The organism is Amycolatopsis ponsaeliensis (assembly GCF_030182635.1).
Lineage (GTDB): Bacteria > Actinomycetota > Actinomycetes > Mycobacteriales > Pseudonocardiaceae > Amycolatopsis > Amycolatopsis ponsaeliensis.
In genome coordinates this window covers 165071-178799 of the sequence record NZ_JAPZLD010000012.1, presented here as the reverse complement: position 1 = coordinate 178799, position 13729 = coordinate 165071, and the positions used below count along the sequence as shown (strand labels likewise).

The 13729-nt window shown below is 71.2% G+C and carries 12 protein-coding genes and 1 riboswitch; of the genes, 10 read left to right on the top strand and 2 right to left on the bottom strand.

Annotated elements, in window-relative coordinates; all coding sequences use genetic code 11:
• Positions 1-26: 26 nt before the first annotated feature.
• The 3 genes from QQ657_RS19980 to QQ657_RS19970 all read left to right on the top strand — a co-directional run bounded on the left by QQ657_RS19980 (position 27) and on the right by QQ657_RS19970 (position 2724).
• On the top strand, positions 27-350 hold the full coding sequence (locus QQ657_RS19980; RefSeq protein WP_284743683.1) for a PadR family transcriptional regulator: 324 nt from the start codon (positions 27-29) through the stop codon (positions 348-350).
• Positions 347-1591 carry a DUF1700 domain-containing protein gene (locus QQ657_RS19975; protein ID WP_284743682.1) on the top strand — a complete coding sequence of 415 codons (1245 nt, stop codon included), beginning with the start codon at positions 347-349 and terminating at the stop codon, positions 1589-1591. Before QQ657_RS19980 ends, QQ657_RS19975 begins: the two co-directional genes overlap by 4 nt.
• A gap of 227 nt (positions 1592-1818) precedes the next feature.
• Positions 1819-2724: an alpha/beta fold hydrolase gene (locus tag QQ657_RS19970; RefSeq protein WP_434056758.1), complete on the top strand. Its 906-nt coding sequence runs from the start codon at positions 1819-1821 to the stop codon at positions 2722-2724.
• Positions 2725-2898: 174 nt separating this feature from the next.
• On the opposite strand, the gene QQ657_RS19965 is transcribed toward QQ657_RS19970, so the two are convergent.
• Positions 2899-3420, bottom strand: coding sequence for a YflT domain-containing protein (locus QQ657_RS19965; RefSeq protein ID WP_284743680.1), 522 nt, complete (start codon positions 3418-3420; stop codon positions 2899-2901).
• A gap of 211 nt (positions 3421-3631) precedes the next feature.
• On the opposite strand from QQ657_RS19965, the gene QQ657_RS19960 reads away from it, so the two are divergent.
• Genes QQ657_RS19960 through QQ657_RS19945 form a run of 4 tightly spaced genes read left to right on the top strand, consistent with a single transcriptional unit; the run spans position 3632 to position 7830 of the window.
• Entirely contained in the window at positions 3632-4996 is a 1365-nt protein-coding gene (locus QQ657_RS19960) for a glutamine synthetase family protein (RefSeq protein WP_284743679.1), read from the top strand.
• Positions 4977-5702: a gamma-glutamyl-gamma-aminobutyrate hydrolase family protein gene (locus QQ657_RS19955; RefSeq protein ID WP_284743678.1), complete on the top strand. Its 726-nt coding sequence runs from the start codon at positions 4977-4979 to the stop codon at positions 5700-5702. The genes QQ657_RS19960 and QQ657_RS19955 overlap by 20 nt, the downstream gene beginning before the upstream one ends.
• On the top strand, positions 5699-7063 hold the full coding sequence (locus QQ657_RS19950; protein WP_284743677.1) for an aldehyde dehydrogenase family protein: 1365 nt from the start codon (positions 5699-5701) through the stop codon (positions 7061-7063). The genes QQ657_RS19955 and QQ657_RS19950 overlap by 4 nt, the downstream gene beginning before the upstream one ends.
• The gene (locus tag QQ657_RS19945) at positions 7063-7830 is read left to right on the top strand and encodes a 3-oxoacyl-ACP reductase (RefSeq protein ID WP_284743676.1); all 768 of its coding nucleotides are present in this window, start codon (positions 7063-7065) and stop codon (positions 7828-7830) included. The genes QQ657_RS19950 and QQ657_RS19945 overlap by 1 nt, the downstream gene beginning before the upstream one ends.
• Here the strand turns inward: QQ657_RS19945 and QQ657_RS19940 are convergent.
• Positions 7827-8033, bottom strand: a complete 207-nt coding sequence (locus tag QQ657_RS19940; RefSeq protein WP_284743675.1) for a hypothetical protein — start codon at positions 8031-8033, stop codon at positions 7827-7829. The genes QQ657_RS19945 and QQ657_RS19940 overlap by 4 nt on opposite strands.
• Before the next feature lie 72 nt (positions 8034-8105).
• Between QQ657_RS19940 and QQ657_RS19935 the strand changes: the two genes are divergently transcribed.
• The 3 genes from QQ657_RS19935 (at position 8106) to gcvT (ending at position 13718) form a co-directional block, all read left to right on the top strand.
• A complete protein-coding gene (locus QQ657_RS19935) occupies positions 8106-9404 on the top strand; it encodes a helix-turn-helix domain-containing protein (RefSeq protein WP_284743674.1) in 1299 nt (432 codons plus the stop codon).
• A gap of 150 nt (positions 9405-9554) precedes the next feature.
• A riboswitch (glycine riboswitch) is annotated at positions 9555-9648 on the top strand.
• 140 nt (positions 9649-9788) lie between these two features.
• Positions 9789-12620, top strand: coding sequence for an aminomethyl-transferring glycine dehydrogenase (gene gcvP / locus QQ657_RS19930; protein ID WP_284743757.1), 2832 nt, complete (start codon positions 9789-9791; stop codon positions 12618-12620).
• A 6-nt stretch (positions 12621-12626) separates the two neighbouring features.
• Entirely contained in the window at positions 12627-13718 is a 1092-nt protein-coding gene (gene gcvT / locus QQ657_RS19925) for a glycine cleavage system aminomethyltransferase GcvT (protein WP_284743673.1), read from the top strand.
• The last annotated feature ends 11 nt before the right edge of the window (positions 13719-13729 follow it).

Genomic DNA, 13729 nt, shown 5'->3' with positions numbered 1-13729 from the left:
TTCCAAGCGTAAGACTGGAGGGTGCAGTGGAGATCAGTCAGCTGCTCAAAGGGGTGCTCGATCTGGCCGTGCTCGCGGTGCTCCGCGAGGAAGACGGCTACGGGTACGACGTCCTGCGAAGACTCAGGAGCGCCGGCCTGGACGAGGTGGGGGACGCGTCGGTGTACGGGACGTTGCGCAGGCTCTACAAGGCCGGCCTGCTCACCTCGTACGTGGTGCCCAGCGAAGAGGGCCCGCACCGCAAGTACTACAGCCTGAACGAGCCGGGCCGGCTCCGCCTGACGGAGTCGGGCAAGACCTGGCAGAACTTCGCATTGACGATGAACGTGCTTTTGGGAGAGGCAGCATGAGCGACAAGCCGACCGCCGTGCGGGTGTATCTGGCGCGGGTCCGCACCGCGCTCGCCGACCTGCCCGCGAGCGAGATCGAAGAGATCCTCGAAGACGTCCGCCCGCACCTGGCGGAGCTGGAGGCCGAGCTGGGGGAGAGCGCCCGCGTCGAGGCCCTGATCGAACGGCTCGGCACTCCCGAGAGCTACGCCGCCGAGCTGCGCGCGTCCGGCGGGTACCCGCCGGCGGCCGAAGGCGCGACGCAGGTGCTCGCCACGACCAAGAGCCCGAGCCTCGCGAAGCCGCGGATCGCGTTCTGGGGCCTGGTGCTCTGCGCGGTGGCGCTCGCGCTGTTCGCGTTCGCCGCCGCGGTCAGGGTCGACCCCGACGGGCTGCTGGGCGCGGTGCTGTTCCTGCCGGTGTTCCTGGTCAGCCTGTTCCTGCTGCTGAAGGGCGGGGTCGAGCCGGTGCTCGCGCTGCCGGAGGTGGTGTGGCTGCGGCAGGCGCTGAACAAGGGGCGGCAGCAGGAAGACTCCGGGAAGGCGCTGAACTACCTCGCTTCGCTGAAGCCGGCGTGGTGGATCGTGTGCGCCGTCGTCCTGATCGCCTTCGGGCTGCTGCTCATGCTGCGCACGCGCAGTGCCGTGCTGCTGCTGCCGTTCCTGCTCGTCGCGGGCGGCGCGGCCGTCTGGGCGGGCCCGCGGCTGCGGCGCGACCGGCGGCTGCTGTGGGTGGCCGTGCCGATTTCGGCGTTCGTCATCGGCGGCATCCTGGGCGGGTTCGGCGCCGCGGTCGACCTGATCTCGCACCGGAACTCGTACTCGAGCTCGCCGTCGTACTACCCGTCGTCGTCCGACCGGTACGGCAACGAGCAGCTGAGCTACGGCAACCGCGAGATCGAGAACGTCTACGCGTTCGACGCCGAGGGCAAGCCGCTGACGGAGGTCTACCTCTACGACGAGGAGGGCCGGCCGATCACGCTGACCCGCTACGGCTGCGAGCGCTCGAGCGGGACCAAGGAGAAGATCGGCGAGGACAACCGGTTCCCGCGGCCGAAGATCGACCAGGGTGTCACCGACGACCAGGGCAACTACAACGGCTACAACGGGTACCGCTCGGCCTGCCGCGAAGACGCGGGGGTGCCGTTCAGCGCGGCGATCCCGAAGGTGACGGTGCCGCCGAGCCCGTCCGCCGCGACGACGCCCGCGTCACCGACGACGACGCCCGCGCCGACGACGACCACGCCGCCGCCGACCAGGTAAGAAGCCATCAGGAGCGGAGGTCGGGGCCGCTCCTGACGCGACGAAGGCCGCCTCCGGACCCGATCCGGGGGCGGTCTTCGATCTTCCGCCGCTCGCGGTGTTCACCCGATCCCAACGTGCGTGAAACGCGGGCGTGCTGAGCTGGGTTCGTGCCACTCACGGAGGTCGGGGCGGACACCTTCGCCCCGCGGACACGGGTCGTCCACGGGTACGAGCGCGCCTACCGGATGGCCGGGCGCGGGCCCGCCCTGCTGTTCCTGCACGGCATCGGCGACGACTCGGCGACGTGGCTGGAGCTGCTGGCCTCGCTCTCGGCCGACCACACGGTGATCGCGCCCGACCTGCTCGGCCACGGTGCTTCGGCCAAGCCGCGCGCGGACTACTCCGTCGCGGCCTACGCGTCCGGCATGCGCGACCTGCTGACCACCCTCGACGTCGACCGGGTGACCGTGGTCGGGCACTCGCTCGGCGGCGGCGTCGCGATGCAGTTCGCCTACCAGTTTCCGGAACGCTGCGAACGGCTCGTGCTGGTCGGCTCGGGCGGCGTCGGGGCGAGCGTGCACCCGCTGCTGCGGCTGGCCGCCGCGCCGGGTGCGGGGCTGGTGCTGCCGCTGCTGGGTACGCGGCCGGCGCTGACGGCGCTGCGCGGGCTCGCCGAGCTGCTGCGGGTGTCCGAGGGGCTGGGGCTGGGCCCGGACCTCGACTACGTGGTGACCCGCTACGTCCGGCTGCTCGAGCCGAGCACGCGCTCGGCGTTCCTGCGGACCCTGCGGTCGGTCGTCGACTGGCGCGGGCAGGTGGTCAACATGCTGGACCGCTGCTACCTGACCGAGGGGATCCCGACGCTGCTGGTGTGGGGGACCGACGACCGGGTCGTGCCGAGCGGCCACGCGCTGCGCGCGCACCGGGCGATGCCGGGCAGCAGGCTGGTGCTGTTCGAGGGCGCGGGCCACTTCCCGCACCGGTCCGACCCGCAGCGGTTCCTGGAGATCCTGCGCGAGTTCCTGACGCAGACGCCGCCGGCGCACTACGACCGCGGCCGGTGGGGCGATTTGCTGCGGGCCGGCCGGCGGGAGGGATCGCCGGACCCGGAGGAGGTCCCCGATGCGCCGACGGTTTCCTCGGGGACCTGAGCAGCCCCCGTTTTCCACGCTACCGGTGGGCACCGACAGTTCCGGTGTCGTCCGCGCGGGTTGTCCACAGCCGGCAGGCGCCCTGACACCACATCGGCGGCCTCGGCCCGGACGCGACGAAGGCCACCTCCCCTCAGGAAGGTGGCCTTCCGATCGGCCCGGGTCAGTGTCCGGTCAGTGGCCGAAGGCGCTGCGGGCTGCGAGGTCCGCCAGGAGCGCACGTCCCTTCTCGGCGTTGCGGGGCTGGGACAGGACGTCGTAGCGGCGAGCCACCAGCTGGCTCTGGGAAATGAACCCGCGCTTGTTGCGGTTGGCCGCGTACCCGAGTGCGCCGAACGCCAGGTTGAACCCGAGGCCGGCGACCAGGCCGATCACGATCGGGACCAGGCCCGCGCCGGGGTTCAGCAGGCTCAGCACCAGCCCGAGGAACACACCGAACATCGCGCCGGACGTCGCCGCGCTGCCCAGGACCTTGCCCCAGGACATCTTGCCGGCGATGCGCTCGACGAGCATCGGCTCGACACCCACGATCGTGACGTCGGTGACCGGGAACTCCGCGCCCGCGAGGTGGTCGACCGCGCGCTGCGCCTGCTCGTAGGACTCGTAGGAACCGATCGGCCAGCCGGTGGGCAGGGTGGGCAGCTGGGGCCGCGCCTGCTGCTGTCCGATCGTGTTCTGCTGCGTGAATGTGGTCATCGATCTCACCTCTCCTGCCCCATACAACGTGGGAGTACCCCGGATTCCTCCCTTCGCGCGGAATTCACAGGCTTCTCTCAGCCGGGCAAACGACGCATACCGACCGCCGATCCAATGGCTCAAGAAAATACCTTTGTTCCGGTTGACCCGCCGGGCGTGACCGGGTAGGAAGAAGCCGCAAAGGATTCGCATCAAACCTTTGGGGCGGCTGATGGCACGCAGACGAGGCATGCTCACGCTCGACGAGCTCCGGGCGCGGGTGGACGCGGGCACGATCGACACCGTGCTCGTCGCGATCACGGACATGCAGGGGAGGCTCCAGGGCAAGCGCTGCTCGGCGGAGTACTTCCTGGACGAGGTCGTCGGCCACGCCACCGAGGCGTGCAACTACCTCCTCGCCGTGGACGTCGACATGAACACCGTCGACGGCTACGCGCTCTCTTCCTGGGACAGCGGCTACGGCGACTTCGTGCTGCGCCCCGACCTCGAAACCCTGCGCGAGATCCCCTGGCACGAGGGCACCGCGCTGGTCCTGGCCGACGTCGAGCGCGTCGAGGGCGGGCCGGTGCCGATGTCGCCGCGCCAGATCCTGCGCCACCAGCTCGACCGCCTCGCCGAGCGCGGGCTCGCCGCCTACGTCGGGACCGAGCTGGAGTTCATCGTCTTCGACGACACCTACGAAGCCGCCTGGGACAAGCGCTACCACGGCCTCAAGCCCGCCAACCAGTACAACGTCGACTACTCGATGCTCGGCACCGCGCGGCTGGAGCCGCTGCTGCGCCGCATCCGCAACGACATGGCCGGCGCCGGGCTCTACCCGGAGTCCGCCAAGGGCGAGTGCAACCCCGGCCAGCAGGAGATCGCCTTCCGCTACACCGACGCGCTCAGCACCTGCGACAACCACAGCGTCTACAAGAACGGCGCCAAGGAGATCGCCGCGCAGGAGGGCAAGAGCCTCACGTTCATGGCGAAGTACAACGAGCGCGAGGGCAACTCCTGCCACATCCACATCAGCTTGCGCTCCACCGAGGGGCGGGCGGTGCTTTCGGGCGACCACGACCACGGCTTCTCGACGCTCATGGAGCAGTTCCTCGCCGGCCAGCTCGCCGGGTTGCACGAGCTGACGTACTTCCTCGCGCCGAACATCAACTCCTACAAGCGGTTCGTGCCCGGCAGTTTCGCGCCGACCGCGATCGCGTGGGGCACCGACAACCGCACCTGCGCGCTGCGCGTCGTCGGCCACGGCGATTCGCTGCGCGTCGAGAACCGCGTGCCGGGTGGGGACGTCAACCCGTACCTGGCCGTCGCCGCGCTGATCGCCGCCGGCCTGCACGGCATCGAGAACGAGCTGGAGCTGGAGGACCCCTTCACCGGCAACGCCTACCACTCCGACCGGCGCACGGTGCCGACCACGCTGCCCGAAGCCGCCGCGGCGCTCGCCGGCAGCGAGCTGGCGCGCGAGGCGTTCGGCGAGGACGTCGTCGAGCACTACCTGAACGCGGCGAAGATCGAGGTCGACGCCTACAACGCCGCCGTCACCGACTGGGAGCTCGTCCGTGGTTTCGAGCGCCTCTGAAAACCCTGACGACCGCCCGGTCATCGGGCTCACCAGCTACCTCGAACCCGCGAAGTTCCTGGTCTGGGAGACCGAAGCCGTGCTGCTGCACCGGGTCTACGTCGACTGCGTCGTCGCGGCCGGCGGCATCCCGGTGCTGCTGCCGCCGGTGAGCGACGCGTACGACCGACTGGTGTCCACTGTGGACGGGCTGGTGCTGACCGGGGGCGCCGACGTCGAGCCGGAGCGCTACGGCCAGGAACAGCACCCCACGACCTACATCCGGCCGAACCGGGACGCCTTCGAGTTCGGCCTGTTCGAGGCGGCGCGGAAGGCGGGCAAGCCCGTGCTCGGCGTGTGCCGCGGCCTGCAGGTGATGAGCGTCGCCCTCGGCGGCACCCTGGTCCAGCACCTGCCCGAGGCCCGGGAGACGACCGAGCACCAGCCCGCGCCCGCGACGTTCGGCCGGGGCACCGTCACCCTCGCCGACGGCAGCCGGGCGGCGGCGATCCTCGGCTCGGAAACCAAGACGCTGTGCTACCACCACCAGGCGATCGACCGGCTCGGCGCGGGCCTCGAACCGGTCGGCTGGGCCGCCGACGGCACGGTCGAGGCCGCCGAGGTGCCCGGCGAGTTCACCCTGGGCGTGCAGTGGCACCCCGAGCAGGACGGCGACGACGTCCGGCTGTTCCGAGCACTTGTCGAAGCCAGCAAGGAGAGGCGATGACGACGTTCGACGTGATCAACCCCGCCACCGAAGCGGTGGTGCGGTCGGTCGCGCTGACCAGCGCCGAGGAGACGGACGCGGCGATCGCCCGCGCCCGGGCGGCGTTCCCGGCGTGGCGCGACGTCACCCCCGGCGACCGCGCGCGGCTGCTGCGCCGCTTCGCCGACGCCGTCGAGGCCGATCTCGAGCACCTCGCACGGCTCGAGGTCGAGAACTCCGGGCACACCATCGGCAACGCCCGCTGGGAGGCGGGCAACGTCCGCGATGTCCTCAACTACTACTCCGCCGCGCCGGAACGCCTGATCGGCAAGCAGATCCCGGTCCCGGGCGGCGTCAACGTCACCTTCCAGGAACCCCTGGGCGTGGTCGGCGTGATCGTGCCGTGGAACTTCCCGATGCCGATCGCGGGCTGGGGCTTCGCGCCCGCGCTCGCCGCGGGCAACACCGTCGTCCTCAAGCCCGCCGAGCTGACGCCGCTCACCGCGATCCGGCTGGCCGAGCTGGCGCGCGAGGCGGGCATCCCGGAAGACGTCTTCCAGGTGCTGCCGGGCAAGGGATCCATTGTCGGGCAACGGTTCGTGGACCACCCGGGCGTGCGCAAGGTCGTCTTCACCGGCTCCACCGAGGTCGGCAAGCAGATCATGGCCGGCTGCGCGGCCCAGGTGAAGCGCGTGACGCTCGAGCTGGGCGGCAAGAACGCGAACATCGTCTTCGCCGACTCCGACCTGGAGAAAGCGGCGGCGACCGCGCCCTACGGCGTCTTCGACAACGCGGGCCAGGACTGCTGCGCGCGGTCGCTGATCCTGGTGCAGGCGAGCGCGTACGACCGCTTCATGGAGCTGCTGGAGCCCGCGGTGCACGGCGTCGTCGTCGGCGACCCCGGCGACGAGAAGACCGAGATGGGCCCGCTGATCTCGGCCGTGCACCGCGAGAAGGTCGCGTCGTACGTCCCGGACGACGCGCCCGTCGCGTTCCGCGGCAGCGCGCCCACCGGCCCCGGCTACTGGTTCCCGCCGACCGTCCTCACCCCCTCCGACCTGCGGCACCCGGCTGCGGCGGACGAGGTCTTCGGCCCGGTCGTCGCCGTCGTGCCGTTCGACGGAGAAGCCGACGCGATCCGGATGGCCAACGCCACCGAGTACGGCCTGTCCGGGTCGATCTGGACCCGCGACGCCGGCCGTGCGTTCCGGGTGGCGCGGGGCGTCGAAGCCGGCAACCTGTCGGTCAACTCGCACTCTTCGGTGCGCTACTGGACGCCGTTCGGCGGCTTCAAGCAGTCCGGCCTCGGCCGCGAGCTGGGCCCCGACGCCGCGGCGGCGTTCACCGAAACCAAGAACGTCTTTCTCAGCACGGAGGAGTAATGGTCCAGCGTTTCGAAGGCCGCGTCGCGGTCATCACCGGCGGCGCGAGCGGCATCGGGCTGGCCTCGGCCCGCCGCCTGGCGAGCGAAGGCGCGAAGGTCGTCATCGCGGACCTGACGCCGGCCGTGGGCAAGGCGGCCGCGGACGAGGTCGGCGGCGCGTTCATCCAGACCGACGTCACCGACGCCGAGCAGGTCGAGAACCTGTTCCACAGCACGGTCGAGCAGTTCGGCTCGGTCGACGTCGCGTTCAACAACGCGGGCATCTCCCCGCCGGAGGACGACTCCATCCTGACCACCGGCATCGAGGCGTGGGAGCGGGTCCAGCGCGTCAACCTGACGTCGGTGTTCCACTGCTGCAAGGCCGTCCTGCCGCACATGCAGCGCCAAGGTCGCGGTTCCATCATCAACACGGCGTCGTTCGTCGCGGTGATGGGCGCGGCGACGTCGCAGATCTCCTACACCGCGTCGAAGGGCGGGGTGCTGGCGATGAGCCGTGAGCTGGGCATCCAGTTCGCGCGGGAGAACATCCGCGTCAACGCGCTGTGCCCGGGGCCGGTGAACACGCCGCTGCTCAAGGAGCTGTTCGCGAAGGACCCGGAACGCGCGGCGCGGCGGCTGGTGCACGTGCCGGTCGGCCGGTTCGCCGAGCCCGAGGAGATCGCGGCGGCGGTGGCCTTCCTGGCCAGCGACGACGCCAGCTTCATCACGGCGTCCCAGTTCCTGGTCGACGGCGGCATCTCCGGCGCGTACGTCACCCCGCTCTAGCGGCGCGTCTTCTCCCCGGGTTTCCGCACGCCGTACACCTCCCGCAGGTACTTCCAGGCCGCGTTGAGGGTCTTGCGCTCTTCGGAGATCTGACGTTCGCGCCGCCGCAGGATGCGGGTGGCGACCTCGGCGGCGAGGAAGGCGCCGGCGGCGAAGGTCAGCGTGCCGACGATCAGGATGAGGGCGATCACGGTGGTGGTCATGGTGACCAGCGTCGATGCCGGGTGGGCGATTCGTCCCTGCGCAAAGCTAGCGGGTTTCGTTAGCTTTGTGAGGTGACGCACTGGCGCGCCGACGAGTGGGCGGAAGCGGTCCGGACCGGGATCCGCTCGCGCGGGCTCTCCCTGGACGAGGCCGCGAGACGCATCGGCGTCCCCACGTCGACGCTGCGCAGCTGGATCGAGCACCGGCACGCGCCGAAGGTGACCGTCTTCGACCACTGGGCGCAGCTCGCCGAGGTCACCGGGCTCGGGGAGGCCGAGCTGCTGCGCGTCGCCGGCGTGCTGCCCGAGAGCCTCGCCAGCCCGGTGCACGTGGCCCAAGCCGCGAAGGCGCTGCGGGAGGGCATCGACCAGGCCGGGCAGTTCCTCCGGCAGGCCACGGCGCTCGTGTACTCCTCGCCCGGCACGCAGGTGGCCAACCTGATCGCCGCGTCGCCGGTCGACTGGGAGATGCGGATCCGCTCGGCGACCCGCGGCGACGAGGTCCGCGTCACCTACCACCACTACGTCGGCGTCGTGGCGCCCCGGGACTTCCCCCACGACGACGCCGAGGTGCGCCGGATCCTCGAGCACGACGTCCTCGGCGAGCTGTGGCGGCCGCTCGGGCTCTACTGGCGGGTCGCCGAGGTGCACGACTGGCACGAGCCGCCGCGGCTGGTGATCCAGGTGCCCGAGCAGGAGGCGACGCGCCCGCCCGTGCCGTCGCCGGTCGTCGCCGCGCCGCCGGTCGTGGTGCTGTCGCCGATCTGGGGGTACGGCGAGCTGCTGGCGTCGCTGGTCGCCGACGGCCTCGGGTTCGGCAACGTCGACTTCCGCTACTTCGGCCTCCCGGACGCGATGGCCGACCGCGTCCGGATCACCGCCCGCGAGCTGGCCGAGCCCGCGCCGCGGCTGGTGCACTCGGTGCCGCCGATCATGCTGCTGCACGGCCTGGCCGTGCCCGACCTGACCGGACGGCTTCCGGTCGTCGTCCGCTACGGCCCCCGCATGCGCGGGCGGGCAGCGCGTATTTATCGCGAGCCGCTGCTCGAAGCCGGGTTCGCGGACCCCGAAGAGGGGGCACGCGCGATCGAAGCCGCCGTCGAGGCCGGGATCCCGCCGGGCTGCGCGTACTACGAGGTGACGCTCGACGACGAGGACGTCTTCGACGGCGACCGTCCCTCGCTGGACCGGCTCAACGACGCGGTGGCGTGGTACGCCGAGCAGATCGTCGAGCAGGTGCTGCTGGGGGCCGGCCACCCGCCGGTGCCGCTGGGCGGGCCGCTGAAACGGCTGGTCCTGCCGTCCGGCCGGGTCCGGCGGCCGCCCGCGCTGGCCGGTCAGGTGGTTCGCCGGGTCGCCGGGACGTCTTGAATGAGTCATTCAGGACCTCCGAAGACCTGAATGACTCATTCAAGACCTCCGGGGCCGGCGTTCGGAGCCTGATGTGGCGTTGCCCGTGTGAAGTAGACGGATCTCGAAGGCGGCAGGTACCGTAGCCGCCACAACTGCAGATCGGGCCGTCGAGCCGAGGCGGGAGAGCCCTCACGAAGTCAGTGGGGCACCGAAGGAGCAAACTCCCCGGAATCTCTCAGGTATCCGCTACCGCTTCGTGCGAGGCCACTCTGGAAAGCAGGCGCACCCGCGCCTCACCCAAGGTGAAAGCCGTGTCTGACACGGTGAAACTCTCAGGTGCCATGACAGAGGGGGAGTTCCCAGCGCACCGTTGTGCCCGGTGCCCGGCCCGAGGAGCTCCCGATCACCTCTACGCAGTTCGACGCCCGCCACATCGGCCCGTCCGAGGCCGAGCGCGCGAAAATGCTCGCCGAGTGCGGTTACGGAAGCCTGGACGCCCTCGTCGGCGCCGCCGTCCCGAGCGCCATCCGCGCCACCCGTGACCTGCGGCTCCCGCCCGCCGCGTCCGAAGAGGAAGCCACCGCGGAGCTGCGCGCTCTCGCCGCGCGCAACCGCCCGATGACGCAGATGATCGGCCTGGGCTACTCCGACACCGTCACCCCCGGCGTGATCCGCCGCAACGTCCTCGAGAACCCCGCTTGGTACACGGCGTACACGCCCTACCAGCCGGAAATCTCCCAGGGCCGGCTCGAAGCGCTGCTCAACTTCCAGACGATGGTCGCCGACCTGACCGGCCTGGCCACCGCGAACGCGTCCCTGCTGGACGAGTCGACCGCCGTCGCCGAGGCCGTCACGCTGATGCGCCGCGCGTCGAAGTCCAAGTCGAACAAGGTCGTGCTGGACGCCGAGTGCCTGCCGCAGACCATCGCCGTCGTGCGGACCCGCGTCGAGGCCCTCGGCATCGAGGTCGAGGTCCGTGACCTGCTCACCGGCCTCCCGGACGACTTCTTCGGCGTCGTCGCCCAGTACCCCGGCGCGTCCGGCGTGCTGCGCGGACGCGGCTTCTACCACGCGATTTCCGAGTCGGCGAAGGCCGCGGGCGCGCTGTTCACCGTCGCCGCCGACCTCCTCGCCCTGACGCTGATCACCGCCCCCGGCGAGTTCGGTGCCGACGTCGCCGCCGGCTCGACGCAGCGCTTCGGCGTCCCGCTCGGCTACGGCGGCCCGCACGCCGGGTACATGTCCGTCCGCTCCGGCCTCGAGCGCTCGCTGCCCGGGCGCCTGGTCGGCGTCTCGGTCGACGCCGACGGCAACTCCGCCTACCGGCTGGCGCTGCAGACCCGTGAGCAGCACATCCGCCGCGAGAAGGCGACGTCCAACATCTGCACCGCGCAGGTCCTCCCGGCCGTGCTGGCCGCGATGTACGCGGTCTACCACGGCCCGGACGGCCTCAAGCGGATCGCCCAGCGCGTCCACGGCCTGGCCGCGGGCTTCGCGGAGGCTCTCCGGAAGACCGGTGTCGAGGTCGTGCACGAGTCCTTCTTCGACACGGTCGTCGCGCGCGTCCCCGGCCAGGCCGCCGAGGTCCACGCGGCCGCCCGCGAGGCCGGGATCAACCTCGGCCACATCGACGCCGACCACGTGCGGGTCGCCTTCGACGAGGTCAGCACCCCGGCGATCACCACGAAGGTCCTGCGTGCGTTCGGCGTCGAGGCGGACGTCGAAGACGGCGTCGCCCTGCCGAACGGCCTGGCCCGCGAGAGCGGCTTCATGGGCCACGAGGTCTTCGGCAGCCACCGCTCCGAGACGGCGATGCTGCGCTACCTGCGCCGCCTGTCCGACCAGGACTACGCGCTCGACCGCGGCATGATCCCGCTCGGCTCCTGCACGATGAAGCTCAACGCCACCAGCGAGATGGAGCCGATCAGCTGGCGCGAGTTCGCCGGCATCCACCCCTTCGCGCCAGCCGAAGACGCCGAGGGTTACCACACGCTCGTGGGGCAGCTCGCGGACTGGCTGGCCGAGGTCACCGGCTACGACAAGGTGTCGCTGCAGCCGAACGCGGGCAGCCAGGGCGAGCTGGCCGGGCTCCTCGCGATCCGCGCCTACCACCGCGCGAACGGCGACGACGCTCGCGACGTCTGCCTGATCCCGTCGTCCGCGCACGGCACCAACGCCGCGTCCGCGGTGCTCGCCGGGATGCGCGTGGTCGTCGTCAAGTGCACCGACGAGGGCAACGTCGACCTGGCCGACCTGCGGTCCAAGGTGGACACCCACCGGGACACCCTGGCCGCGATCATGGTCACCTACCCGTCCACGCACGGCGTGTACGAGCACGACATCGACGAGCTGGCCAAGATCGTCCACGACGGCGGCGGCCAGGTGTACGTCGACGGCGCGAACCTCAACGCTCTCCTCGGCCTGGCCAAGCCGGGCGAGTTCGGCGGCGACGTCTCGCACCTCAACCTGCACAAGACCTTCTGCATCCCGCACGGCGGTGGCGGCCCCGGCGTCGGCCCGGTCGCGGTGCGCGCGCACCTGGCGCCGTACCTGCCGAACCACCCGCTGCTCGACCAGGCCGGCCCCGAGACCGGCGTCGGCCCGATCAGCGGTGCGCCGTACGGCTCGGCGTCGATCCTGCCGATCTCGTGGGCCTACGTCCGGATGATGGGCGCGCCCGGCCTGACCGCGGCCACGAAGGTCGCCGTGCTGGCCGCGAACTACGTCGCCTCGCGCCTGGCCCCGCACTACCCGGTGCTCTACACCGGCCAGGACGGCTTGGTCGCGCACGAGTGCATCCTCGACCTGCGCCAGCTCACCAAGGAGACCGGCGTGACGGTCGACGACGTCGCGAAGCGGCTCATCGACTACGGCTTCCACGCGCCGACGATGTCGTTCCCGGTCGCGGGCACGCTGATGGTCGAGCCGACCGAGTCCGAGGACCTGGGTGAGATCGACCGGTTCATCGCCGCGATGATCGCCATCCGCGCCGAGATCGACGAGGTGGCCGCCGGCAAGTGGAGTGCGGAGGAGTCGCCGCTGCGGGGCGCCCCGCACACCGCGGAGACGCTGGTCGGGGAGTGGGACAAGCCCTACGACCGCGAGCTGGCCGTGTACCCGGCCGGGGTGTCGCGCAAGAACAAGTACTGGCCGCCGGTCCGCCGCATCGACGGCGCCCGCGGCGACCGCAACCTCGTGTGCTCCTGCCCGCCCCTCAACGCTTACGAAGGCTGAACCCCAGTGTCGAAGGAAACCTCACTGCACGGCGTCCACAAGGGACTCGGTGCGCTGTTCACCGACTTCGCCGGCTGGTCCATGCCGGTCCGCTACGCCAGCGAGCTGGCCGAGCACAAGGCCGTCCGCGAGGCGGCCGGGCTGTTCGATCTCTCGCACATGGCCGAAATCCACGTCACCGGCAAGCAGGCGGCCGACGTCCTGGACTTCGCGCTGGTCGGCAACCTCACCGGGGTCAAGCCGGGCCGGGCGCGGTACACGATGATCTGCGACGCCTCCGGCGGCGTGCTGGACGACCTGGTCGTCTACCGGCTCGCCGACGAGCACTACCTGGTCGTCGCGAACGCGGGCAACGCGAAGGTCGTCGCGGACGCGCTGGCCGAGCGGGTCGCGGGCTTCGACGCCGTGGTGGACGACCGGTCCGAGACGACCGCGCTGATCGCCGTCCAGGGCCCGAACGCCGCCGCGATCCTCGGCGCCGTCACCGACGCCGACCTGGGCGCGCTCAAGTACTACGCCAGCGTGCCGGCGGTCGTGAAGGGCCACGAGGTCCTGCTCGCCCGCACCGGCTACACCGGCGAAGACGGCTTCGAGCTGTTCGTCCCGGCCGACGAGGCACCGGCGGTCTGGCGGATCCTCACCGAGGCGGGCGAGGGCCACGGCCTGGTCCCGGCGGGCCTGGCGTGCCGCGACACGCTGCGGCTGGAAGCCGGGATGCCGTTGTACGGCAACGAACTCACCCTCGACCAGAGCCCCTTCGAAGCCGGGCTCGGGCGCGTCGTCAAGTTCGAGAAGCCGGGCGACTTCGTCGGCCGCGCGGCGCTGGAGGAGCGGTCCAAGCAGGACGTCCCGCGCGTGCGGGTCGGGCTCAAGGGCGCGGGTCGTCGCGCTCCGCGGCACGGCTACAAGCTGCTGTCGGACGGCGTCGAGATCGGCGAGGTCACCAGTGGGGCGCTGTCGCCCACGCTGGGTTACCCGATCGCCATGGCGTACGTCGATCGGGCGTACGCCGAGCCCGGCACCGAACTTTCCGTCGACATCCGGGGCAGGATCGAGCCCGTCGAGGTCGTCGCCCTGCCCTTCTACTCCCGCGCGTAAAGGACTTTCAC

Excerpts from the sequence above, each read along its gene's own strand:
- QQ657_RS19960 (WP_284743679.1), top strand. The coding sequence starts at position 3,632 with ATGGCACGCAGACGAGGCATGCTCACGCTCGACGAGCTCCGGGCGCGG.
- QQ657_RS19970 (WP_434056758.1), top strand. The coding sequence starts at position 1,819 with ATGGCCGGGCGCGGGCCCGCCCTGCTGTTCCTGCACGGCATCGGCGAC.
- QQ657_RS19945 (WP_284743676.1), top strand. The coding sequence starts at position 7,063 with ATGGTCCAGCGTTTCGAAGGCCGCGTCGCGGTCATCACCGGCGGCGCG.
- QQ657_RS19975 (WP_284743682.1), top strand. The coding sequence starts at position 347 with ATGAGCGACAAGCCGACCGCCGTGCGGGTGTATCTGGCGCGGGTCCGC.
- QQ657_RS19965 (WP_284743680.1), bottom strand. The coding sequence starts at position 3,420 with ATGACCACATTCACGCAGCAGAACACGATCGGACAGCAGCAGGCGCGG.
- QQ657_RS19940 (WP_284743675.1), bottom strand. The coding sequence starts at position 8,033 with ATGACCACCACCGTGATCGCCCTCATCCTGATCGTCGGCACGCTGACC.
- QQ657_RS19950 (WP_284743677.1), top strand. The coding sequence starts at position 5,699 with ATGACGACGTTCGACGTGATCAACCCCGCCACCGAAGCGGTGGTGCGG.